The organism is Marinococcus sp. LNHM4E3-1 (assembly GCF_056034405.1).
In genome coordinates this window covers 148,523-171,462 of record NZ_JBQLID010000001.1, presented here as the reverse complement: position 1 = coordinate 171,462, position 22,940 = coordinate 148,523, and the positions used below count along the sequence as shown (strand labels likewise).

18 protein-coding genes are annotated in these 22,940 nt (G+C 54.5%); all 18 read right to left on the bottom strand.

Annotated features, from left to right (window positions below):
- Window positions 1–78: 78 nt before the first annotated feature.
- The 18 genes from recA to ACTRXI_RS00770 all read right to left on the bottom strand — a co-directional run bounded on the left by recA (window position 79) and on the right by ACTRXI_RS00770 (window position 22,937).
- Entirely contained in the window at window positions 79–1,164 is a 1,086-nt protein-coding gene (gene recA / locus ACTRXI_RS00855; RefSeq protein WP_298784446.1) for a recombinase RecA, read from the bottom strand.
- A 259-nt stretch (window positions 1,165–1,423) separates the two neighbouring features.
- Complete coding sequence (locus ACTRXI_RS00850) at window positions 1,424–3,031, bottom strand: DEAD/DEAH box helicase (protein WP_474260582.1); 1,608 nt, start codon at window positions 3,029–3,031, stop codon at window positions 1,424–1,426.
- Window positions 3,015–4,268 (bottom strand): competence/damage-inducible protein A, encoded by a 1,254-nt coding sequence (locus ACTRXI_RS00845; protein WP_474260580.1) that lies wholly within the window; start codon window positions 4,266–4,268, stop codon window positions 3,015–3,017. The genes ACTRXI_RS00850 and ACTRXI_RS00845 overlap by 17 nt, the downstream gene beginning before the upstream one ends.
- Before the next feature lie 21 nt (window positions 4,269–4,289).
- A complete protein-coding gene (gene pgsA / locus ACTRXI_RS00840) occupies window positions 4,290–4,868 on the bottom strand; it encodes a CDP-diacylglycerol--glycerol-3-phosphate 3-phosphatidyltransferase (protein WP_474260578.1) in 579 nt (192 codons plus the stop codon).
- 154 nt (window positions 4,869–5,022) lie between these two features.
- Window positions 5,023–5,931 carry a RodZ domain-containing protein gene (locus ACTRXI_RS00835; protein ID WP_474260576.1) on the bottom strand — a complete coding sequence of 303 codons (909 nt, stop codon included), beginning with the start codon at window positions 5,929–5,931 and terminating at the stop codon, window positions 5,023–5,025.
- 24 nt (window positions 5,932–5,955) lie between these two features.
- Window positions 5,956–6,729 (bottom strand): DUF3388 domain-containing protein, encoded by a 774-nt coding sequence (locus ACTRXI_RS00830; RefSeq protein WP_322524716.1) that lies wholly within the window; start codon window positions 6,727–6,729, stop codon window positions 5,956–5,958.
- Window positions 6,730–6,807: 78 nt separating this feature from the next.
- Complete coding sequence (gene ymfI / locus ACTRXI_RS00825) at window positions 6,808–7,533, bottom strand: elongation factor P 5-aminopentanone reductase (protein ID WP_474260574.1); 726 nt, start codon at window positions 7,531–7,533, stop codon at window positions 6,808–6,810.
- A complete protein-coding gene (gene yfmH, locus ACTRXI_RS00820; RefSeq protein WP_474260572.1) occupies window positions 7,526–8,821 on the bottom strand; it encodes an EF-P 5-aminopentanol modification-associated protein YfmH in 1,296 nt (431 codons plus the stop codon). Before yfmH ends, ymfI begins: the two co-directional genes overlap by 8 nt.
- Window positions 8,802–10,076 (bottom strand): EF-P 5-aminopentanol modification-associated protein YfmF, encoded by a 1,275-nt coding sequence (gene yfmF / locus ACTRXI_RS00815; RefSeq protein ID WP_474260570.1) that lies wholly within the window; start codon window positions 10,074–10,076, stop codon window positions 8,802–8,804. The genes yfmH and yfmF overlap by 20 nt, the downstream gene beginning before the upstream one ends.
- 11 nt (window positions 10,077–10,087) lie before the next feature.
- Complete coding sequence (locus ACTRXI_RS00810) at window positions 10,088–12,469, bottom strand: DNA translocase FtsK (RefSeq protein WP_474260568.1); 2,382 nt, start codon at window positions 12,467–12,469, stop codon at window positions 10,088–10,090.
- Between the two features lie 105 nt (window positions 12,470–12,574).
- Entirely contained in the window at window positions 12,575–14,239 is a 1,665-nt protein-coding gene (locus ACTRXI_RS00805) for a ribonuclease J (RefSeq protein WP_474260567.1), read from the bottom strand.
- A gap of 263 nt (window positions 14,240–14,502) precedes the next feature.
- Complete coding sequence (gene dapA, locus ACTRXI_RS00800; RefSeq protein ID WP_474260565.1) at window positions 14,503–15,375, bottom strand: 4-hydroxy-tetrahydrodipicolinate synthase; 873 nt, start codon at window positions 15,373–15,375, stop codon at window positions 14,503–14,505.
- A gap of 64 nt (window positions 15,376–15,439) precedes the next feature.
- Complete coding sequence (dapG, locus tag ACTRXI_RS00795; RefSeq protein WP_474260563.1) at window positions 15,440–16,684, bottom strand: aspartate kinase; 1,245 nt, start codon at window positions 16,682–16,684, stop codon at window positions 15,440–15,442.
- 20 nt (window positions 16,685–16,704) lie between these two features.
- Window positions 16,705–17,751: an aspartate-semialdehyde dehydrogenase gene (gene asd / locus ACTRXI_RS00790; protein ID WP_474260561.1), complete on the bottom strand. Its 1,047-nt coding sequence runs from the start codon at window positions 17,749–17,751 to the stop codon at window positions 16,705–16,707.
- Window positions 17,752–17,849: 98 nt separating this feature from the next.
- Window positions 17,850–19,127 carry a M16 family metallopeptidase gene (locus tag ACTRXI_RS00785; RefSeq protein ID WP_474260559.1) on the bottom strand — a complete coding sequence of 426 codons (1,278 nt, stop codon included), beginning with the start codon at window positions 19,125–19,127 and terminating at the stop codon, window positions 17,850–17,852.
- An 85-nt stretch (window positions 19,128–19,212) separates the two neighbouring features.
- On the bottom strand, window positions 19,213–21,315 hold the full coding sequence (locus tag ACTRXI_RS00780; RefSeq protein ID WP_474260557.1) for a polyribonucleotide nucleotidyltransferase: 2,103 nt from the start codon (window positions 21,313–21,315) through the stop codon (window positions 19,213–19,215).
- A 259-nt stretch (window positions 21,316–21,574) separates the two neighbouring features.
- Window positions 21,575–21,844 (bottom strand): 30S ribosomal protein S15, encoded by a 270-nt coding sequence (gene rpsO / locus ACTRXI_RS00775; RefSeq protein ID WP_022792814.1) that lies wholly within the window; start codon window positions 21,842–21,844, stop codon window positions 21,575–21,577.
- A 136-nt stretch (window positions 21,845–21,980) separates the two neighbouring features.
- Complete coding sequence (locus tag ACTRXI_RS00770; RefSeq protein WP_474260556.1) at window positions 21,981–22,937, bottom strand: bifunctional riboflavin kinase/FAD synthetase; 957 nt, start codon at window positions 22,935–22,937, stop codon at window positions 21,981–21,983.
- Window positions 22,938–22,940: the final 3 nt, after the last annotated feature.

The following is a 22,940-nucleotide window of genomic DNA, read 5'->3' as shown; positions in this document are numbered from 1 at the left end:
GTTCCGTGCGCTGCTGCTCCCCCCGGACCTTTTTCCGAATGAAAAAAGGCGCCGGAATTCCGGCGCCCTGGCGTTGATTTAACGGTTCGTATCTGCTGTTTCTTCCTCTTCAGCAAGCAGTCCGGATTCCGCCGGAGCTTCCGGTTCTTCTTCCGGCTCTTCCGGTTCGGACTGGATGTCGTCGAGCTTGTAATGGTCGCGGATTTTCCGTTCGATCGCCGCGGCCGTTGCTTCATTTTCCTTCAGGAACTGCTTCGAGTTTTCCCGTCCCTGTCCGAGACGTTCGCCTTCGTAGGAGTACCATGCGCCGCTTTTAAGCACGATGTCGAGCTCAGCACCGATATCGAGAATGGAACCTTCGCGCGAAATGCCTTCGCCGTACATAATATCCACTTCCGCCTGACGGAACGGCGGTGCTACTTTGTTTTTCACCACTTTGATTCTCGTTTTGTTACCGACCATTTCGTTGCCCTGCTTGAGCGTTTCTGCCCGGCGCACTTCAAGACGCACCGAGGAGTAGAATTTCAGCGCACGGCCGCCGGGAGTTGTTTCCGGGCTGCCAAACATGACGCCGACTTTCTCACGGATCTGATTGATAAACATGGCAATCGAGTTCGATTTGCTGATCGCCCCGGACAGCTTCCGCAGCGCCTGGGACATCAGACGTGCCTGCAGGCCGACGTGGCTGTCGCCCATTTCGCCTTCAATCTCTGCTTTCGGCACGAGCGCAGCTACAGAATCAATGACGAGAATGTCGATTGCGCCGCTTCGTACAAGCGCTTCGGCAATTTCAAGTGCCTGTTCGCCCGTGTCCGGCTGGGAAAGAATCAGATCATCAATGTTAACGCCAAGAGCCCGTGCATAGCTTGGATCCAGCGCGTGCTCCGCGTCGATAAAGGCTGCTGTGCCCCCGTCGCGCTGGGCCGCAGCAATGGCGTGCAGAGCCACTGTCGTTTTACCGGAGGATTCCGGGCCGTAAATTTCCACGACACGTCCGCGCGGATAGCCGCCGACCCCGAGGGCAATATCTACGGCCAGGGCGCCGGTGGAAATGGTGGAAATGCGGCGGTCGGTCTGATCGCCGAGCTTCATGATCGACCCTTTGCCAAACTGTTTTTCGATGCGGCTCAGTGCTTGATCCAATGCGGCTTTTCTTTCGTTCATCTTATCTCTCCTTCAAGGATATATACTATTAAACAGATACTCTCTTCCCCACGAAGAACGTATCCATACATGCCTGCTGTTGTTCAGGAAGCGTTCCCGCTGTTTTCCTGCTTTCTACATTATATCTTTTTTTGTCCGGTTTGCCAACAGATATGCGAACATTTATTCGTGTTTTTTCTTTTGCCCGAAACGCCCTGCCGCTGCCAGGCTGACGGTAAAAAAACTCTTCAGCGGCGGCTGCCGCTGAAGAGCGAACGGATTACTGGGACTGGCGCTGCGTGTTCCGGTTCGGACGGGCCGGACGAGGCTTCGCCGGCTCGAGGTTCACGCGCGTGCCGTTAATGCGTGCGTGCCGGAGGGCTTCATACACAAACGGTGCGCTGTCCTGCGGTACTTCCACAAAGGTAAATTTATCAAAAATATCAATTTTGCCGATCGACTTGCCGGGAATACCGACCGCGTTCGAAATTTCTTCAATCAGTATTTTCGGCGTCATGTTCACATTGCGGCCGACATTGATAAAGAATCTTGTCATACCGCGGGCGCCGCCGGTTTCACCGAAGCCGCTGCCTTCTTCGGATTCGCTCACCGTGGAGGCAAAGTTCAGCTTCATCAGCGAGCGGACGACGTCCTTCGGATCATATTCGTTTAGAAGCTCATCTGTAATCTCATTAAAGAGGCTTAGCTCCGACTCCTCCTCCATCTGCGAGGCGATCTGGCGCTTCCACGCTTCCTGCTGCTTTTCCACCACTTCTTCGATGGTCGGCACCCGGTGCGACGGAATGTACATTTTAATTTCCGATTCGATCGAACGCAGGTGCTTCATTTCGCGCGGCGTCACAAGCGTCAGTGCTTCGCCCTTGCGGCCGGCTCTGCCTGTACGGCCGATACGGTGAACGTAGCTTTCCGGATCCTGCGGAATGTCGTAGTTGATCACGTGCGTTACATTCTGAACGTCAATGCCGCGTGCGGCAACGTCTGTGGCGACGAGAAATTCGATCGCCCCATTGCGGAATTTGTTCATAACGGCGTCGCGGTGCTGCTGGGTCAGATCCCCGTGCAGCCCGTCTGCAAGGTAGCCTCTTGCCTGCAGAATTTCCGTCAGATCCGCCACACCTTTTTTCGTGCGGCAGAAAATAATGCCGAGGTCCGGGTCGCGCGCGTCAAGAATCCGGCAGAGCGAATCCTGCTTGTTGCGCTCGAGCACCTTAAAGTACGACTGCTCGATGTTTGGCGCCGTTACTTCACTTTTGTTGATGGATACCGTCACCGGGTCCACCATGTATTTTTTCGACAGCTTGCGGATCGCCGGCGGCATCGTCGCTGAGAACAGCAGCGTCTGCCGGTCGACGTTCACCTGTTTTAAAATCGCTTCAATGTCTTCCACAAAGCCCATGTCGAGCATTTCGTCCGCTTCGTCGAGCACGACAGTATTAACTTTGTCGAGCTGCAGCGTTTTGCGGCGAAGATGATCCTGCACCCGGCCCGGCGTACCGATGACAATCTGCACGCCCTGCTTGAGCGCTTTAATCTGATGGCCGATCGACTGGCCGCCGTAAATTGGCAGCGAACGGATGTTTAAATGCTTGGAGAGCTTCTGGATTTCCGACGATACCTGAATGGCCAGCTCGCGGGTCGGAGTAATGATAATTGACTGCACGTGCGGCTCCTCGGTCACTTTATTTAAAATCGGAATGCCAAACGCTGCCGTTTTACCGGTACCGGTCTGCGCCTGTCCGATCAGATCCTTCTGCTCGAGGGCATCGGGAATCGCTTTTTCCTGCACCGGGGATGGCTCTTCAAAGCCCATCTCACGTACAGCCTGCTTAATTTCGTCCTTCATTTGAAAATCATTGAATGTTGTCATTTTCTACCACCTTTTCTTTCCATAACAATCGGCACCCTTCATATAAAGCCATAAAGCGGACACGATCCCTGGTGCCGGCGATGTGAATTTGTTTTGAGATCGTTCCCTGCGGTCCGGAAATTCCTATCCAGACGAGTCCGGGCTCCTTCCCTTCGTCACGGTCCGGCCCGGCGACACCGGTAAATGAAATACCGACGTCGGTGTTGAATTTTTCCTTCACTTTTTCAGCCATTGCTTCTGCGCAGGCTGCGCTCACGGCGCCCTCCTCGTCGAGCAGCGGCCGGTCAATGCCGAGAATGTGCTGCTTGGCCGCTTTGGAATACGTCGTGACCGAGCCCTGAAATACGCTCGAGGCGCCTGGGATATCCACGATGGATTTCGCAAACCAGCCGCCGGTCAGGCTTTCTGCCGAAGCGATCGTCTGGGAGCGCTCTTTCAGTACATCCACGGTATGGTTAAAGACCGAATCGTCATCATAGCCGTAAAAATGCTCCCCGACACGGCCAAGCACCTGCTTCTCCACGCCGTCAATCATCTTCACGGCTTCGTTTTCCGTCGCGGCAGCAGCCGTCAGCCGGAGCGTAACTTCGCCGTCGCCGGCCAGAGGGGCGATCGTCGGATTCGTCTGGGCTTCGATCAAATCCTGCAGCTCCTCCTCGAGCGAGGATTCCCCGATGCCGTAAAAACGGAGCACCCGGGACGAAACGAGCCTGCCGCTGCCGGCAAGCGCCGCCACGTAAGGCTCAACGTCATACTTGTACATGGATTTCATTTCCCGGGGCGGCCCGGGGATTAAAACGTAATGCGTGCCGTTTTCTTCGACCGCCATCCCGCAGGCCATTCCGTTCTGGTTAAAAAACACCGTGCTGTTCTCTGCGTAGTGTGCCTGGCGCATATTGGACGCAGGCATCTCCCGGCCCGTACGGTCGTAATAGTCCCTGATCTTTTGCGCTGATGCTTCGTGCACGAGCAGCTTCCGGCCGGTAAAGCCGGCCACCACGTCTTTCGTAATGTCGTCCTGCGTCGGTCCGAGACCACCCGTCAGGATGACGATATCCGCCCGTTCGGAGGCTTCCCCGATGGCTTCATGCATCCGGGCTTCATTGTCCCCGACCACCGTATGGCGGAAAACATTCACCCCGAGGGAAGCTAATTCCTTCGATAAATACTGGCCGTTCGTGTTGGCAATCTGGCCCAACAGAAGCTCTGTTCCTACTGCAATAATTTCAGCGTTCATTACACGTTCCTCCGATACAGCTTACATCGTCTTCATAATCACGGCGCGGTTTTTCCAGAAATAATCAACGCCGGATATGATGGTTAAAATAACAGCAATCCACATGAGGACGTCACCCGCCGGGAAGCCGACATAGGAAAATGGAAAGTGATGAAGCAAGAGCACCACGATAGCAACCATTTGGAATGTGGTTTTCCATTTTCCGAGTCCGCTTGCTGCGATAACGTTTCCTTCCCCGGCAGCCACCAGCCGGACGCCGGTAACCGCAAATTCGCGGCTTAAAATAATAATGGCCATCCAGGACGCAAGCATGGAAATGTCAATCAGCACAAGCAGTGCCGCCGTAACGAGCAGCTTGTCCGCGAGAGGGTCCAGAAATTTGCCAAACGAGGTCACCAGGCTGTACTTTCTTGCAATATAGCCGTCGAGCCAGTCGGAGCCGGCCGCGATCGCAAAGATGACCGCGCCGATGAAGTGATGCACCGGCAGATCGGCATTCCCTACCGGCCAGGTGCCAAACGGAAAAGGCACCAGAACGGCGATCACAAATAACGGAATCATCAACACACGGGCAATTGTAATTTTATTAGGTAAGTTCATGGGCGTCCTCCTACTTGCAAATCGTGCTGTTCCGTCCACATTCCAGTCTTTCATATTGTATCACATATCTTTTTTTCTCATGGAACAAAACGCACAATTTGTTTATGGCAAAGCAAAGCCTTCGTTCTGAACATTTCAGAAGCGAAGGCCGGATTTATTCTTCTGACACTGCCGTAAACGTAATAACCTGTTGGGTGCCATCTGAAGGATAGGAAAAGTCCCGGCCGTTGACAGTCAGCTCCATGTTGTTCGTGTTGCCGACATTGACGGTGATTTCTTCTGCCTCGTACGTTTCTTCAAGCTCATCTCCCTCGGCCTGCTCTGCAAACATATCGAGCATCTCGCCGTCTGCATCCGTTATATCCACATAGGAGTTGCCGCTGAAGCTCATCGTAAGCTCAAACGCTTCCGCCCCGATCACGTCGTACGACGAATTGTCTCCGTCCGAGGAGGTCTCCTCCAGCTGCACATCGGTGTCCTGGCTTTCCTCTTCTTCAGCATTTTCGTCTTCTCCCCCGCCGGAGCCCCCGTTGTTTTCCGGAGTGCTTTCTGCACTCTCCTCTGCAGCTCCGCTGTCTTCTTCCGGAGACCCGGACTCAAACTGGACGCCGGTTCCTTCGTTGCTCTGCTGCTGGGTCTCTGTATCGCTGCTTACATTCTGGAATAACACCCAGATCCCTGCCCCGATGATAAGAAGAAAAATAAGCGCAAAAATAGAGGGCAGGAAGGATGTTTTTTTCTGTTTCTGCTGCGGCCGCTTCTGCTGGCTTCTGCTTCGCGTCTGCTGTCTTGACGCCCGCGACGGCATCTCTGTCGGCTGCTGCTTTGGCGCCGGGAGTTCATGGCCATACTGCTGGAAAACCTCCTCGGCGTTCAGGCCGAGCGCTTCGGCGTAGCTGCGGATGAACGCCCGGGCATAAAAAGCCCCCGGCAGCGCCCCGTAATCACCGGTTTCAATCGCCTGCAAATACCTTCGCTGGATTTTCGTGCGCTGCTGCATCAGCTCGAGGCTTGCTCCCTGGCGCTCGCGTTCACCGCGAAGGTACGGTCCTAACTCTGCCATAACGGCTCACCTGCCTCTTTCGCGTTAACTAATATCAAACGACGAAAAGCCGGAATCCACTGTATCGTACGAGATCACCTGGCTTTCATCATTTCTGAGCTCAATCATGCAGTCAAAATCATCCGCCGTATACGACGTTTCGCGGATGAAGATATCCGGATGCTCCACGACTTTGACTGCGGGCAGCCGCATGATCTCCTCCACCAGATCGCGATGTTTCCGCGCCGCACGCATCGTGGTGACAATCCCGTCGATAATAAACACGTGGCTGTTTGTTCGTTCGTCGTCGCCGAGCTGGGTGCGCATCGTCTGGCGCAGAAGCGTCGATGACACAAACGTCCAGCGTTTATTGGCACATACGCTCGCGGCCACCAACGATTCGGTCTTTCCAACCCGTGGCATCCCCCGGATACCGACAAGATAATGACGATCCTTTTTGAACAGCTCGGCCATAAAATCGACGAGGAGTCCGAGATCCGGACGAACGAAACGGAACGTTTTCCGGTCATCGGCATCGCGCTCAATGTAGCGCCCGTGCCTGACAGCGAGCCGTTCGCGAAGCCCCGGCTGTTTGACCTTACGCACGGAAATGATCTGAATCGTATCAAGGATGGCGCGAAGCCGCTGGATGCGGTCAAAGCTGTCGCAGCGCAGAAGCAGCCCCCGGCGGTTGCCCTCCACCCCGTTGATGGTCACGATATTGATTGCAAGCATACCGAGCAGCGAAGAAATATCCCCGAGCAGGCCGGGGCGGTTTTGATGAATTTCGTATTCCACGTACCATTCGTTGCCAGCCATCAGACGTCCCCCTTCTTTGGCTCTACTGCTTTTATTGTACGTCATTTTTTCCCATTTGAACAGCAGACGACGGGGGTTTCAGGACGGAAATAAACCGTCCACGCGGAGCACTTCCCCGTGCACGTAAGCGGCATCCTTCGAGCATAAAAACGCGATCGCGCCGGCCACTTCCTCCGGCGTACCGATCCGCCCAAGCGATACACGCCCGGCGACGTCCTGCTGTTCTTCCTCCGTTAAATGGCCGAGCATCGGAGAGGCGACCGCCCCCGGTGCCACGGCATTTACGCGCACCCCGGACGGGCCGGTTTCTTTGGCGAGCGACCGGGTGAAGGATTCAAGCATGCCCTTCGCCGCTGCATAGGTGGATTCCATTGCTGCCCCTTCCCGGGCCCAGACGGAGCTTATGAAAACGATTGTCCCGCGCCTGGCGGTGAGCATTTCCGGAAGAAGAGCACGGCTGACAGCCATCGCGCTCATCGCATTTGTCTGAATAATGGCATTTCGGTGCTTGTAGGTGGTTTCCTGAAACAGTATGTATTCCTCCATGCCTGCAGCATGAATATAAGTATCAATATTTTTCGGCAGCCGGGCCATAAATGCCTCCTGGCCTGCCTCGGTGGCAAGATCCCCGTAGACTGCTTCTGCCTGCTGTCCGTTCTGGCGGCAGCGCTCCGCTGTCTGTTCTGCGCGTTCACTTCCCCTGCAATAATGAAGCAGAAGCGGGCGGCCGGAGGCAGCGAGCCGTTCGGCTGCTGCTCCTCCAATCGCTCCGCTTGCTCCGGTAACGAGCGTCCAGTCAGGCATCTGCTTCAGCCTTCTGGTCGATAATGGATGTCGTTCGGTTGTCGATGCGGAATTCGCTCTCCAGCAGGTTGGAAATATCGTCAAACGTCACCTGCTGCATGATCTCCACCGCGTCCATAACCGAAGCGCCGTGAAACGCGTAGCGTGTGCCTTCGGTGGCGAGAAACTCGGTGGAATTCAGCTGCTTGACGAGCTGGCCGAGCAGCTTTTTGCGCATCCGTTCAAAGCGGCGTTCGTCCATACCGTCGGTCTGCGCGTGCTCGATAATGTCCAGAATCCGGGCCTCGGTTTCTTCCGGCTTCGGCGTGTTGCCGCCAAACGCCGCGAGTGAAAACGAACGCTCAATCATCGCCTCGCTTGAAAAGCTGTCATCGATCAGCCCTTCAGAGTACAGCGTTTCATACGCCTCTGAGCCTTCCCCGAACAGCGTTTCAAGCAGCAGCTCGAGCCGGGCTTCCTGATAAAGCAGGTTGTCCGTTTCGCTGTGAAGCGACAGCTTGTAGCCGAGAAGCACCTTCGGCAGGCGGATGCTCATCTTTTCGACCGCTTTGGAATGAAGCGCCGTCGCCGGCTCATCCACTTCAATACGCTCCACGTGATCCATCGGTGTAAATTCCTTCTGCGCCTGGTTGCTTCGCACGAGTTCAAAAATCTCCTGCGGCTCCACCGCGCCGGCCACGTATAAAATCATGTTCGCCGGATGGTAAAACGTATGATAGCACGTGTAAAGGTCATCCTTTGTAATCCGGCTGATGGACTCGGCCGTGCCGGCAATATCAATCCGGGCCGGATGGCGGTGATACAGATTGCCGAGCAGCTGGAAAAACAGGCGCCAGTCGGCATCATCGTCATACATGCTGATTTCCTGGCCGATAATGCCCTTTTCTTTTTCCACGCTCTCCTCGGTGAAATACGGATGCTGCACAAAGTCGAGCAGCGTATGCAGATTCACCGCGGTATCATCGGTGCTTGAAAACAAATACGCCGTACGCGTGAAGGACGTGAACGCATTGGCCGAAGCGCCCTGTTTGCCGAACGTGTCGAATACGTCGCCTTTTTCGTCTTCAAACATTTTATGCTCCAGAAAATGAGCGATGCCGTCCGGCACCTGCACGCTCTGCTTCTGCCCGATCGGCACGAAGGCGTTGTCGATGGAGCCGTAGTCGGTCGTAAAGGTGGCAAACGTTTTACTGAATCCCTGCTTCGGAAGCACGTACACCCGGAGGCCGTTTGGCATGACCTCCGAGTAGACGGTTTCCTGCAGCTGATCATACTGTTGTTTCTGCATCTTCATCTTCCTTTCCGTGTAGGAAAAATACGGTATCAAGTACGATTGAATTCGCGCATGCAAGCACGTCCTCTGCGCTCACCTGCTCAATTTCTTCAATCCATGTTTCAATCGGACGGACGCGGCCCGCCATTTTACCCTGAAAATGAAGGGCAGCCAGCCCGCCCGGGGCGTCGGTGGTCTCGCGGATCTGGTTGATAAGCATACCCTTTGTCTGGGCCAGGAGTTCCTCAGAGACGGGCTCCTGCTGCAGCGCCTGCAGCTGTTCACCGATCACTTCTTTCACCTGCTCGTACTGCTCCTTTTCAATGCCGGTCATCACCATGACCAGTCCCTTCTGGCTTTCGTAGCGGGAAGCAGCGTAATAGGCGAGGCTCCGTTTTTCACGCACCTCCTGAAACAGCTTCGAGTGCGGAAAGCCGCCGAACAGGCCGTTCGTTACCTGCATCGCGGCAAACTGCGGATCGTCCTGGGTAATCGTCGTCCGGTAGCCGAGCTGCAGCTTGCCCTGGTGAATGTCATCCGACTCTTCCACGTAGCGCACACGCGGCGGACGTTCTGCGCCGTCTTCGACCGGCGGCAGGCTGCTTCGTTCCGGAAACGGGCCTGTGACTGCCTCAACGTCGTACGACTCCACGTCGCCGACCACGTAGACATCAATCGCGTCTTCCGCGAGAAACTGCTCGTATACGTCGTAGAGCTTCTGTTCATCGAGTGCCTCCATCCGATGGGCATCGCCGAGCGGATGCACCGAATACGCTTCTGCGCTGCACATTTCCTGTACGAGACGCATGTTGGCGTAGCGGTCCTTTTCATCATAAATCGTATTGATTTTCTGCAGCAGCGTCCGTTTTTCCTCCTCGACAATTTTCGGGTTGAACGCGCGGTTCTCTGCGAGCGGTGCATGCACCATCTCCGCTAAAAATGCGGTCGCTTCGGCAAACAGGTCCTCCTGCGCCGGAAGATACTGTTCGTTGACAAATTCCATACGAAAGCTCATCACATGGTAATTGCCGCGTTTGCCGACGTCCACGCTGAACGTGGCGCCGTACAGGTCATCGAGCTTTTCTTTTATATGGGACTGCGACGGGTAGCGCAGGCTCCCTTTTTTCAGCACTCTGGCCAGCAGCGCCCGGCCCGCTGCGGTATGTTCGGACAGCGGGGCGCGGCACTGCATAATGACAGCCGTCGTTTTAAACTGCTTCGTTTGAAATAAATGCACCGGAATATTGGTGTTCGTCGTCACTGGCTGCATCAAAATCCTCCTCAACTATGGTGCGTATCTTCCTTTTCTTCGGCAGGTTCGCCGCTTCCGCCGCGGGTATCGCCGAGCACTTCACGCGGCTTGCTGCCGCCGTACGGCCCGACAATGCCGCGGTCTTCCATTTCATCAATCAGGCGGGCTGCCCGCGTGTAGCCGATGCGGAACCGGCGCTGCAGCATCGATACCGATGCACTCTGCATCTGCAGAATCATATCCACCGCTTCGTCAAACAGCTCGTCGCTCGGCCGTTCGGCCTGCGCCGGCTGCTCGTCGGGAATCATTTCCTCCTGGTACTTGGCTTTCTGCTGGGCAACAACAGCCTCTACCACCTGTTCCACTTCATGGTCGGACACAAACGCCCCCTGCACCCGGGTCGATTTGTTGGAGCCGATCGGGGAAAACAGCATATCGCCTTTGCCGACCAGCTTTTCCGCTCCGCCGCTGTCAAGAATCGTCCGGGAGTCCGTCTGGCTCGATACCCCGAACGCAATCCGCGACGGAATGTTCGCTTTGATAACCCCGGTAATGACGTCCACGGACGGACGCTGGGTCGCGATAATCATATGAATGCCGGCAGCACGTGCCATCTGGGCGAGACGCGTAATCGCATCCTCCACCTCACTCGAGGCCACCATCATCAGGTCGGCAAGTTCGTCGACAATAACGACAATGTACGGAAGCTCGGGCTGCTTGGCCCCGCCTTTATCGTTCTGCTTCCGGATCCATTCGTTGTAGCCTTCAAGGTTTCTCGTACCGGTGTGCGAAAACAGATCGTAGCGGCGTTCCATTTCGGCCACTACTTTTTTCAGCGCCTGGGCTGCCTTCTTCGGTTCAGTAACGACCGGAGCCATCAGATGGGGGATACCATTATACACGTTCAGCTCCACCATTTTTGGGTCAATCATCAACAGCTTCACTTCATGCGGACGCGCGCGCATCAGGATACTCGTAATGATGCCGTTGATGCAGACACTTTTTCCGCTTCCCGTCGCCCCGGCGACAAGCAGGTGCGGCATTTTATGCAGGGAGGCAAGAATCGGTTCGCCGGAAATGTCCCGGCCGAGCGCGACATCAAGCACATGGTCGTCCTTTTTCTCAAGCGACTCGAGCACCTCCCGGAGCGTCACCATCGCCACCTCCTGGTTCGGTACTTCAATGCCGACGGCGGATTTGCCCGGAATCGGCGCTTCAATCCGGATGTCCCGTGCCGCGAGCGCGAGCGCGATATCATCGGAGAGGTTCACAATCTTGCTGACCTTCACCCCAACGGCCGGCTGGATTTCGTATTTGGTTACCGCAGGCCCTAAATGCACCTCCGAGACGTTCGCCTTCACCCCGAAGCTCTGCAGGGTTTCCTCGAGCTTTTTAGCGTTAGCTGAAATCTGCGAACGCTCCTGCTGCTGGTTCTGATTTTTCGGTGCTGAGAGCATCGTAAGGGCCGGCAGCTGATAATTTTTGTTCTCCGTTTCCCCCTCGGTGACGCTCAGCATATCCGAGCGGTCCACGTCGGGTCCGGCTTCGGCCGGAGCCTCGACTGCCTCCGGCGCCGGCGTTTCTTTTTTTCGCGCGGGCTCCTCGGGCTTCGGTGCCTCTTTGGCCGCCGGCGGCTCCTGGTAAGCCTGTTCGGTAAACGAGAAGATTTTCGGCTTTTCTGCGCCTTCCTTCGGCTTTTCCACAGGTGCTTCAGGCGTCTCCTTCTGCTTCGGCGCAGCCTGGGCCGGTGTTTCTTTTTCCCGGGCTTCTTTTTGCTTTTTTCGTTCCGCCCGGCGCTGTTTTCCTTTTTCGACCGCCTGAGCCGCTCCCTGTCTGGAGGTACGGGCCACCCATGCTCCGCCTGTCTGCATTGTATGTTGAAAAGACCACTGCATAAGTAAAAAAAGTCCTGCGATCATGAGAAGCACGGACACAATATAAGCTCCGGCTGTCCCGATCAGAAAATGAACAGCATCGTAGATAAGAGCCCCGATCGTGCCGCCTCCGATAGAGGCTGCTCCGGAGCGGTCGAGCCAGCCGTCACGGCCGAACGTTTCCATAAAAACAGAAATCGCCGGCTCATTGAGACCCGAAGCCCAGCGAACCTCCGTAAAGAGGAGCACCCCAAGGAAAAGAAGGGCGCCGCCTGTCCACCGCACCGGAAATTGCTTCACGATGTTCCGGTTGATCATCCAGACCGTGGAAAAAGCGAGTATAAACAGGTTCAATATCCACCAGAGGTCTCCAGTGAGCCACTGGGAACCGGAGCGCAGCAGCTGGCCGGCCCACCCCCAGCCGCCGAGCGATATGAGGGCGAGCAGTGCTGCCGCAAGCGCCGGCCATGAAAACGCCGGCTGCCTGCTTCTGTTCGACGAGGTTCGTTTTTTCTTCCGCTTCGCCGTTTTTGCCATGGTTTGGCTCCTTTCTCCCCGAAAAAAACTCTATTCAATAAAACACCCCCTGCCCGCCAAACTGGCTAATGCAGGGGTGTGTCATGGCAAGCTTTTCGCGTGCTTTTAAATTTCCATAATAATCGGCAGAATCATCGGGCGCCGTTTGGTTTTTTCAAACAGAAAACGGCTCATGGAATCCCGTATGCTGCTTTTGAGCGTCGACCATTCGCTTACATTTTCGCTGATCGATTTTTCCAGCGTTTCGGATACTTTTTTATGCGCTTTTTCCATCAGTTCTTCGGATTCGCGCACGTAAACGAAGCCGCGGGAAATAATATCAGGACCGCTTACGATGGTGCCGGATTTTTTGCTGAGTGTCACGACGACGACGAGAATGCCGTCTTCGGACAGCAGGCGGCGGTCGCGGAGGACAATGTTGCCCACATCGCCAATGCCGAGGCCGTCAATTAAGACGTTGCCGGCCGGTACTTTGCCGGTTTTTACGGCTTTGCCTTTGCTGAATTCCACGACCTCCCCTTTATCAAGCAGAAAGACGTTGTTTGGATCCATGCCGGTTTCTTCCGCAAGTTCCCCGTGCACAAATTGCATCCGGTACTCGCCGTGCACTGGAATAAAGTACTGCGGCTTCACCAGGTTCAGCATCATTTTGAGCTCTTCCTGACGGGCGTGGCCGGAGGAGTGCACATTTTCGCCCATAACGACCTCTGCTCCGATCTGGTAAAGAAAATCGATCGTCTGCGACACCGTTTTTTCGTTCCCGGCTACCGGGTTGGCGGCGATAATAACCATATCGCCTTCTTCAATGGTTAAATTATCATCCTCGCCCTTCGCCATATTCATCAGTGCAGAGACCGGTTCGCCCTGACTGCCCGTGCATAAAATAGCTACTTTTTTCGGGTCCATGTCCTCGACCTGGTCGGTCGTGATGAAAATGTCGTCTTCGGCATCGAGATAGCCGAGCCGGCGCGAAATTTCAATCGTTTTTTCCATTGCCTGGCCGTTAACGGCAATCCTGCGGCCGCTTTCCTCCGCTGCCTGGATCACCTGCTGAATGCGGTGGATGTTCGTCGCAAAGGTTGTAATGACGATACGTCCTTCGGTTTCTAAAAAGATATCCATGATCCCGTTTCCGGCAATCGCTTCAGACGGACTCACACCCGGCACTTCCGCGTTAATGCTGTCGGAAAGCAGACAGAGAACGCCCTTTTTGCCGATCTCGGTCAATTTATCAAGGCTCGTGTACTGCCCGTCCACCGGCGTCTGGTCAAATTTGAAATCACCGGTATGGACAATAACACCTTCCGGCGTCTGCACGACCATGCCGACCGAATCCGGGATGCTGTGGTTCGTCCGGAAAAAGCTTGTCTTCAGCTGTCCGGTCTGGATCACACTGTTGTCGTGCACCACACGGAAATCCGGTTTCTTCCGGAGACCTTTTTCTTTCACGTATGACTCCACGATGCCGAGCGTAAGCTTGGTGCCGTAGATTGGCACGTGCACCTGGCGGAGAATGTAGGTCAGAGCTCCGATATGGTCTTCGTGTCCGTGGGTTAAAAAGATGCCGCGGAGTTTTTCCTTGTTCTGTGTTAAGTATGAAATATCCGGAATGACGATATCAATTCCGAGCATGTCATCTTCTGGAAACATTAGTCCTGCGTCTATGACAATCATGTCCTGTTCTGATTCTATAACGTACATATTTTTTCCGATTTCCCCGATACCGCCAAGGGAAAAAACACGAACGTTACCATTCGCTTGTGTGGCCAAAGTATATTTCCTCCTAAATTAAAAATGAATTATTGCTGACGTCGATTTACGGCCCCAAAAAGAAACATTTTTCCCTTTGAGTGAATGGTTTCCGCACAAATCACTTATACTCAGTATAACCCAGGCGGTTTTTGAAATACAAGAGAAACTATTGCGCTCAGGCATTTTGAGCAGCCTGGCACCGGCGATTTCTCCAGCATTTTTTATGTATATAAAACAGGACACCGGCAGCGGGGCTGGCGGTGTCCTGATAGAAATAACCGTTAGGAAGCGGCAGTGAACCACTGTTCAAGCTGGCGGATTTCGGCATCCGTCAGCGGCACGAGCGGCAGACGGGTGTAGCGGCCGGTAATGCCCATCTGTTCAAGCATAGCCTTTACCGGAGACGGGTTCGGGGCCATAAAGCAGGCCCGCATCTTCGGAAGGAGCGTCCGGTGCGCTTCCGCTGCCCGCTGCACGTTCCCGGAAAAGAAATCCGTCATCATCTGCTGCAGATCCTCCCCGGCAATGTGCGCCGCTACAGATACCACGCCGTCGCCGCCGACCGAAAGCGTCGGGAGCGTCAGCGAATCATCGCCGCTGAACAGCTGGAACTCCTTCGGCGCGGAAGACAGAAAGTGCGAAATCTGATCAAGGTTCCCGCACGCCTCTTTCACCGACGTAATGTTGGAAATCTCCGCAAGCCGGAGCAGCGTTTCCGGCAGCAGATTAACGATGCAGCGCCCCGGAATATTATATATCATCAAGGGCAGCGTCGTGGCTGCGGCAATCCGCTGAAAGTGCTGATACATGCCTTCCTGGTTCGGTTTGTTGTAATACGGGGTCACTGCCATCAGACCGTCAATGCCGATCTTGGTTGCCTCGTTCGCCAGGTCGGCGGAGTACGCCGTATTGTTCGTACCGACGCCGCCGATCACATCCATCCGGCTGCCGGCAATGTCTTTCACCCGTCGGAACAGCTGCAGCTTCTCTTCACTGCTGAGCGTCGGGGATTCTCCGGTGGTGCCGGCTACAACGACACCGTCGCTTTTTGTCGCAATCAAATGCTCCGTCAGCTGTTCGACTTGCTCCCAGTGAATGTCGCCATTTTCATGAAAAGGTGTAACCATTGCTGTAAGTAACTGTCCAAAAGCCATAGGTCGGCTCCTTTCTCTCATCTGCAGGGAATTGGTGCGGATCGTGATGAGCCTCTGCAGCTTACTAGGAAACAGATGGGGGACGTACACCGGCACGTCCAAGATCAAATACGCGGTGAAGGGCGGACACAGCTTTATCTGTATCCTGCTCCCGCACCAGCGCCCAGATGGTCGTATGCGAATCCGCCGACTGTAAAATCGGTACGCCGGCTTCTGACAGCGCGGTGACAATTTTGGAAGCAACACCCGGCACTCCAGTCATACCGGCTCCGACAACGCTGACTTTAGCGCAGTGAGGCACCGCTGAAATGCTCCAGCCGTCCTCTTCAAGAGCATCAACCGCTATTTTTGCATGCGGGTCGGGGACGGTGAACACGGCGCTTTCGAGCCCTATATTAATAAAATCCACGCTCAAACCGAGACTCTCCATCCGCTGAAACACGCGGGCATGCATATCTTCTGCCTGTGCCGGATCCGCCGCAACACTGATCTGGGTGAGCGACGGAATGTGGGCGATCCCGGTGATCAGGCGCTCAGCCACCTCCCGGCCCGGGGCGCTGCCGAGCATGGAGGTGATCAGCGTACCCGGTTCCTTGGTCGACGTCGACCGGATACGGATCGGGACTTTCCCCTGCATCGCAATCTCAACTGCACGTGGGTGAATAACCTTTGCACCCTGATACGCCATGTTGCAGATTTCCTGATAGGTGACGGTGGAAAGCAGCCTCGCGTCCTCCACGACCCGCGGGTCCGCCGTCATCATGCCTTCAACGTCGGTAAAAATGTCCACCCATTCGGCCTTTAAGGCTGTGCCGAGCGCAGTCGCTGACGTATCACTGCCGCCGCGTCCAAGCGTCGTAACCATCCCGTCCTCGCTGACACCCTGAAAGCCGGTAACAACAACAGCGTCGTGGGTGGCAAGCAGCTGCTCCACTTTTTCTGTGCGCATATCAATGATTTTGGCGTTGCCGTGATTGCTGTCGGTAATAAACCCGGCCTGCGCCCCGTTTAGTGCAGCGGCCTTCAGCTGCTTTGAGCGCAGAAGCTCCGTAAACACAACGGCGGATATGGTTTCACCGCACGATACCAGCAGGTCGCGTTCGGCTCCGCTTTCTCCCGGCGCGCTTTCATCAATCAGGCTGAGAAGGGTGTCGGTGGCGTAAGGATCCCCGCTCCGGCCCATGGCAGAAACGACCACCACCACCTTATAGCCCTCACGCACTGCGTCTTCGATATGGCCGGCGGCCTGCTCGCGCAGCTCCTTCGTTTTTACAGACGTACCGCCAAATTTTTGAACGATTATATTCATCGGTCCGGCTCCCTCACAGGTTATTTGATTAAATTAAGGCGAATCAGGCTTTCGGCAATCTGTACCGAGTTATAAGCGGCGCCTTTCAAGAGATTATCCGATACGACCCAGAAATGATACGCGTTTTCACGGTCAAGGTCACGCCGGATACGGCCGACAAATACATCCGGCAGGCCAACGCTGTTAACAGCCATTGGATACACCTGATTGGCCGGATCATCCTGAAGGGTAATGCCTTCGCCTTCGGACAGTGTCTGCTGCAGCTCTTTAACATCCGGGTTGCCGGTTTCTGTTTCAATATATACCGACTCCGAGTGGCCTGTAGCGACTGGAAGGCGTACACATGTTGCTGCTACCGGGAGATCGTCCATATGAAGGATCTTTTTCGTTTCATTGATCATTTTCATCTCTTCAAACGTATAGCCGTTGTCCTCGAATTTGTCGATCTGCGGGATCGCATTGAAAGCGATCTGGTAGTGCTTTTTGTCACCGCTGACAGGCATAAGGTTTGCTTCTGCTTCTTCACCGTTCAGTACTGCTGTCGACTGGGTGTTCATTTCATCGACCGCGTCAAGCCCTGCACCGGATACAGCCTGATACGTGGAGACAATCACTTTTTTCAGCCCGTATTTCTGACGGATCGGCTCAAGCGCCACCGCCATCTGGATTGTCGAGCAGTTTGGATTAGCGATAATACCATTATGGCTGTGCAGGTCTTCTTCATTCACTTCCGGCACAACAAGCGGCGTATCCGGGTCCATCCGGTAGGCACTCGTGTTGTCGACGACAATCGCACCCCGTTTAACTGCTTCCGGAGCCAGCGCCTTGGATATGGATCCGCCGGCGGAAAATAGGGCGATCTGTACGCCTTCAAACGATTCCGGTGTTGCTTCCTCAATCGTATATTCCTTACCCTTGAACGTCATTTTTTTACCGGCGGAGCGACTCGAGGATAAAAGCTTCAGGTCTCCGACAGGGAAATTTTTATTTTCTAAAGTTTTCAGCATCTGCTGGCCAACGGCGCCGGTTGCGCCTACGACCGCTACAGTATATGTTTCGTTAGACATATTCATTCTCCCTTTCTGGTTCATCCATTTCACATTTATTAAAACAAACTTTGCTTTATTTTACCACACTTGTCAGCACTGAAAAGGGCAATTATGGCTTATTCTTCGATGCTCACACTGAAATTGGAGCTGTTTTTCTTCAATAGCTCCGGCACATGGCCATTTGGCTGGATAAGCGAAGCGCTCGGCGGCGTCCGCATCATCGCAATCCCCTGCTTTTCGACGTGTTCGAGCTGCACACTGCTGAGCCTGTCCAGGGTCTCATCGATTCCGGGGTGCCGGCCAAACAGCATTTCGTTTCTTGCGTTCCGGGCCATGCGGGCCGCTGACGACTCCAGCCCCAGCACAAAAGCCGATTTCAGCTGCGACCGGTGGTTTTCAATTTCCGCTTCTTTAATATTTCCAGCGGATAAACGTTCAAACAGCCCATCAACTGTTTCGAGCAGCTCCTCCACCCGTTCTGGCGCCGCTGCACTGTAAATCGTATGAAAGCCAGTACGTTCAAAGGCTTCAAACGAAGAAAAGATGGAATATGCCAGACCCCGGTCCTCCCGGACTTCCTGGAACAGGCGGCTGCTCATTGAGCCACCGAGCAGGTTATTCCAGAGCACCTCTGCAAAATAATGCTCATGAAAGCGGGAAACGCCGGGAAAGCCCAGACACAGGTGGGCCTGTTCGGTCTCCCTGTTTCTTACTTCTCTTCCCGGAACAAACACGGCTGCTTCCTCCCGGTTTTCCGCCCGGCGGCCGTGTCCCCAGCCGTCAAATAAACGCTCAAGGCAGGCAAGGAGCTCCCCGCTCACATTACCGGCAGCCGAAATAACAAGGCGCTCCGGCGTATAATGGTCATGGAAAAAATCAAGCAGGCGCTCCCGGGTTATCTCACGGAGCACCGGCCGTGTGCCGAGGATCGGGCGGGCCAGCGGATGGCTGCCGTAGGAAGCCTGCCAGAGCATATCGTGAATAATATCATCCGGCGTGTCCTCCACCATGCTGATTTCCTCCAAAATCACATTACGTTCTTTTTCCACGTCCTCCGGATTAAAACGGGAATGAAAAAACATATCGGCAAACACTTCGGCCGTCTGTTCCGCGTGTTCATCGAGTACAGTGGCCTGCAGGCAGGTGGTGTCCTTTGCCGTAAAAGCTTCCATTTCCCCGCCGATGCGGTCAAAGTAGCCGGCAATGTCTGCTGCACTCCGTTCAGATGTCCCTTTAAACAGCATATGTTCAATAAAATGGGCCATCCCGTTTTCCTCCGCCCGTTCCTGCCTCGATCCTGCATCTATCCACAGCCCGAGCGAGGACGAACGTACATGCGGAATGTGCTCTGAGACCAGCCGAACTCCGTTCGGAAGATATTTCGTTTCCACCATCTGCTTGGTCCTCCTTCTTTTATTCTATCGGTATTTATAAAAAAAAGGACCTGGAAATCCAAGTCCCTTCTGATCTATTAGCGGATTACTGAGAAGGTGTGTCGGAGCTTTCTTTTGCAAGCAACGCTTTTCTCGACAGGTTAATCCGTCCCTGATTGTCTATTTCTGTTACTTTGACCATGACTTCGTCCCCGATGGAAACGACGTCTTCCACTTTGTTTACGCGCTCATGGTTCAGCTGGGAAATGTGCACAAGGCCTTCTTTTCCTTTAAACAGCTCCACGAAGGCGCCAAACTTCTCGACGCGTTTGACCTTTCCTAAATACGTCTCGCCGGGCTCTACTTCACGAATTAAATCTTCAATGACTTTTTTCGCTTCCTCGTTTTTATCCTGCTCGGTCGAGGAAATAAAGACCGTGCCGTCCTGCTCGATATCAATTTTTACGCCGGTATCTTCAATAATCTGATTGATCGTTTTCCCGCTCGGGCCGATCACGTCACGGATTTTATCCGGTTTGATGTGCATGGACATAATTTTTGGCGCATACGGGGAAAGCTCTCCGCGCGTTTCGCTGATCGTAGCAAGCATGTTTTCGAGCACTTTCATGCGTGCGATTTTTGCCCGTTTGAGAGCAAATTCAAGCACTTCGCGGTCAATGCCCGCGAGTTTAATATCCATTTGCAGCGCCGTTACACCGTCTGCCGTCCCTGCTACTTTAAAGTCCATGTCGCCGAGGGCGTCTTCCATGCCCTGGATGTCGGTTAACACGGCCAGGTCGTCGCCCTCTTTCACAAGACCCATCGCAATGCCGGCAACCGGCGATTTGATCGGCACACCGGCGTCCATCATAGCAAGCGTACTTGCGCAGATGCTCGCCTGGGAGGTGGAGCCGTTGGATTCAAGCACTTCGGACACCAGGCGGATCGTGTAAGGGAATTCCTCCTCGGAAGGCACAACCTTTTCGAGGGCGCGTTCGCCGAGAGCGCCGTGGCCGATTTCCCGCCGACCCGGCCCGCGGATCGGACCGGTTTCCCCGACACTGAAGTTCGGGAAGTTATAGTGGTGCAAAAACCGCTTCGATGTTTCGGTGCCGAGGCCGTCGATGATCTGCACCTCTCCGAGAGCGCCAAGCGTACAGATGCTGAGCGCCTGCGTCTGACCGCGGGTGAACAGCCCGGAGCCGTGCGTTCGCGGCAGAATGTCCACCTCGGACGTGAGCTGGCGGATGTCATCCGGGCCGCGTCCGTCCGGACGGATATGCTCTTCGGTGATCAGACGGCGGAATTCCGCTTTAACGAGTTTTTCAAAGATATCTTTTACTTCGCTGTGCTGCTCCTCATCTTCATACGGCTCGGAGATCTGTGTTTTCAGCTCCTGGATGGCCACATCGCGTTCTTTTTTGTCGTTAATCATGACCGCTTCTTTCACGGAGTCCTGGAACTGGCTGCGGATCGTTTCTTCGAGATCTTTGTCCGTCTGTTTCAGCTGTACTTCCATTTTCTCCTGGCCGAGCTCGCTGATGATGCCTTCCTGGAACTCCACCAGGCGCTTGATTTCTTCGTGGCCGAACATAATGCCTTCAAGCATTGTTTCCTCCGGCACTTCGTCTGCTCCGGCTTCCACCATGTTGATGGCATCTTTCGTACCGGCAACCGTCAGTTCAATGTCGCTTCTCGCCGCTTCGGATTCCGAAGGATTGACGACAAATTCGCCGTCGACCCGTCCGATAACAGCACCTGAAACCGGGCCGTAAAACGGAATGTCCGATAGGGAGAGGGCAAGTGACGAACCGACCATAGCCGCAATCTCCGGGGAAGCGGACTGGTCCACGCTCATCACCATGTTGATGACCTGCACGTCGTTACGGAAGCCGTCCGGGAAAAGCGGGCGGATCGGCCGGTCAATCAGACGGCTCGTTAAAACCGCTGTTTCGCTTGGCCGTCCTTCGCGTTTAATAAAGCCGCCGGGAATTTTCCCTGCCGCGTACAGCCGCTCTTCGTAATTTACCGTCAGCGGGAAGAACGGAAGATCCTTCGGTTCCTTTGAAGCCGTAACGGTGGAAAGCACCACGGTGTCTCCGTAGCGGATCATGACCGCTCCGTTTGCCTGTTTCGCTATGTGCCCTGTTTCGACGGTCAGCGTCTGCCCCGCCCATTCAATCGAGTAGGTTTTCTTTTCTTGTTCCAAATTTCAGGACCTCCTATACGTTTTTTCACGTATACGTCTGACTGTCCGGGTATAAATGTTCCATCCCGCCGGTACTGCCTGCTGGGAGGAAGCCCTTTCGTGCGCACAAGCTTAGCGCGGAAGCCACGCCTGCTTACGCGCTAAGCTTGTGAGATGTGCGTAAGGGATCATTTCATACCGCACAGCCGCATACGTTATGCACATGGTTGTTTTTAGGTAAGAGAAAAAGCGGGAGATACCTCCCGCTTCCCAGTCATTCTTAACGGCGCAAGCCGAGTTTATTAATGATGTCGCGGTAGCGTGTAATGTCCTGGTTACGAACGTACGTTAACAGGTTACGGCGCTTACCAACCATTTTTAAAAGCCCGCGGCGGGAATGGTGGTCCTTTTTATGCTCACGCAGGTGTTCGTTCAACGAAACGATCTGCTCCGTCAAAATAGCGATCTGCACTTCCGGGGAACCGGTGTCGCCTTCATGTGTTTTGTACTCTTCGATCAACTCTGATTTACGCTCTGGTGTTAAAGCCATTCAGTCGACCTCCTTTTGTTATTTTGTTTCAACCATTTCCTCGCAAGCCGCAGGAGGCGCGTGCAAGCCAAGAAGTGGTTTCCATACATCAACCATCTTACCTTTTGAACAGGAAAAACGCAAGGGAAAACAGGTTTTAGTCCCTGATTTCCTGCTCGAGTACCTGCTCGGCGGACTGTTTGTCTTCATGAAGCTGGGACACAAGTGCATCGAGGGAAGGGAATTTCACTTCCCCGCGCAGCCGGTCCCGCCACTCGATGCGGACCGTTTTACCGTAAATGTCTCCGCTGAACTCAAACAGATGAACTTCAATTTCCGGGGGGCCGTCCTGTTCGTCGTGAAACGTAGGCTTATAGCCGACATTGCACATCCCCCGGTACCAGCGTCCATCAATAAGCGCACGCACGGCGTACACACCGTCGTTTGGAAGCAGGTACGGCTCTTCGGACTGGATGTTGGCCGTTGGAAAGCCAATCGTCCGTCCGCGTTTCTCTCCTTCGACGACAGTGCCTTCAAATGTATACCAGCGCCCGAGCAGGCGGGCGGCTTTGACCATTTCCCCCTCTTCCACCACCCGGCGGATCCAGGTGGAGCTCACCTTTTCTCCGTCTTCGGTATGCGGCGATACGGTGGAAAACGTAAAGGCGTCCCTTGAATGATACGGGAGCGTCTCCATCGTGCCGCGGCCAAATTTCCCGTACGAAAAATCAAACCCGGCTACCGCATGCTTTACGCCGAGATCAATGATGTAGGCATCGACGAAAGCCTGGGGATCGAGAGATGCAAAATCCTGGTCAAACCGCACGATGTACAGCTCTTCCACCCCCAGTGATTCGAGCACGCGCTGTTTTTCCTTAAGCGGGGTCAAATAGAACATATCTTCTTCCGTGTGCTTCGATAGTACCACCTTCGGATGCGGATGGAAGGTCATAACAGCAAGCGGCAGTTCCCTGTCCTCTGCTGTCTGCCGGGCCTTTTCAATCACTTCTGCGTGGCCGCGGTGCACCCCGTCGAAGTAGCCCAGCGCCATCACCTTCGGTTTTGAAAGCGACGGCGTTAACGTATGTGGATGTACAAGATGATGAACTTCCATTAT

Bases quoted from the DNA above. Each gene is read 5' to 3' on its own strand.
- recA (WP_298784446.1), bottom strand. From the start codon at position 1,164: ATGAACGAAAGAAAAGCCGCATTGGATCAAGCACTGAGCCGCATCGAA.
- ACTRXI_RS00850 (WP_474260582.1), bottom strand. From the start codon at position 3,031: ATGACAACATTCAATGATTTTCAAATGAAGGACGAAATTAAGCAGGCT.
- ACTRXI_RS00845 (WP_474260580.1), bottom strand. From the start codon at position 4,268: ATGAACGCTGAAATTATTGCAGTAGGAACAGAGCTTCTGTTGGGCCAG.
- pgsA (WP_474260578.1), bottom strand. From the start codon at position 4,868: ATGAACTTACCTAATAAAATTACAATTGCCCGTGTGTTGATGATTCCG.
- ACTRXI_RS00835 (WP_474260576.1), bottom strand. From the start codon at position 5,931: ATGGCAGAGTTAGGACCGTACCTTCGCGGTGAACGCGAGCGCCAGGGA.
- ACTRXI_RS00830 (WP_322524716.1), bottom strand. From the start codon at position 6,729: ATGGCTGGCAACGAATGGTACGTGGAATACGAAATTCATCAAAACCGC.
- ymfI (WP_474260574.1), bottom strand. From the start codon at position 7,533: ATGCCTGACTGGACGCTCGTTACCGGAGCAAGCGGAGCGATTGGAGGA.
- yfmH (WP_474260572.1), bottom strand. From the start codon at position 8,821: ATGCAGAAACAACAGTATGATCAGCTGCAGGAAACCGTCTACTCGGAG.
- yfmF (WP_474260570.1), bottom strand. From the start codon at position 10,076: ATGCAGCCAGTGACGACGAACACCAATATTCCGGTGCATTTATTTCAA.
- ACTRXI_RS00810 (WP_474260568.1), bottom strand. From the start codon at position 12,469: ATGGCAAAAACGGCGAAGCGGAAGAAAAAACGAACCTCGTCGAACAGA.
- dapA (WP_474260565.1), bottom strand. From the start codon at position 15,375: ATGGCTTTTGGACAGTTACTTACAGCAATGGTTACACCTTTTCATGAA.
- dapG (WP_474260563.1), bottom strand. From the start codon at position 16,684: ATGAATATAATCGTTCAAAAATTTGGCGGTACGTCTGTAAAAACGAAG.
- asd (WP_474260561.1), bottom strand. From the start codon at position 17,751: ATGTCTAACGAAACATATACTGTAGCGGTCGTAGGCGCAACCGGCGCC.
- ACTRXI_RS00785 (WP_474260559.1), bottom strand. From the start codon at position 19,127: ATGGTGGAAACGAAATATCTTCCGAACGGAGTTCGGCTGGTCTCAGAG.
- rpsO (WP_022792814.1), bottom strand. From the start codon at position 21,844: ATGGCTTTAACACCAGAGCGTAAATCAGAGTTGATCGAAGAGTACAAA.
- ACTRXI_RS00770 (WP_474260556.1), bottom strand. From the start codon at position 22,937: ATGGAAGTTCATCATCTTGTACATCCACATACGTTAACGCCGTCGCTT.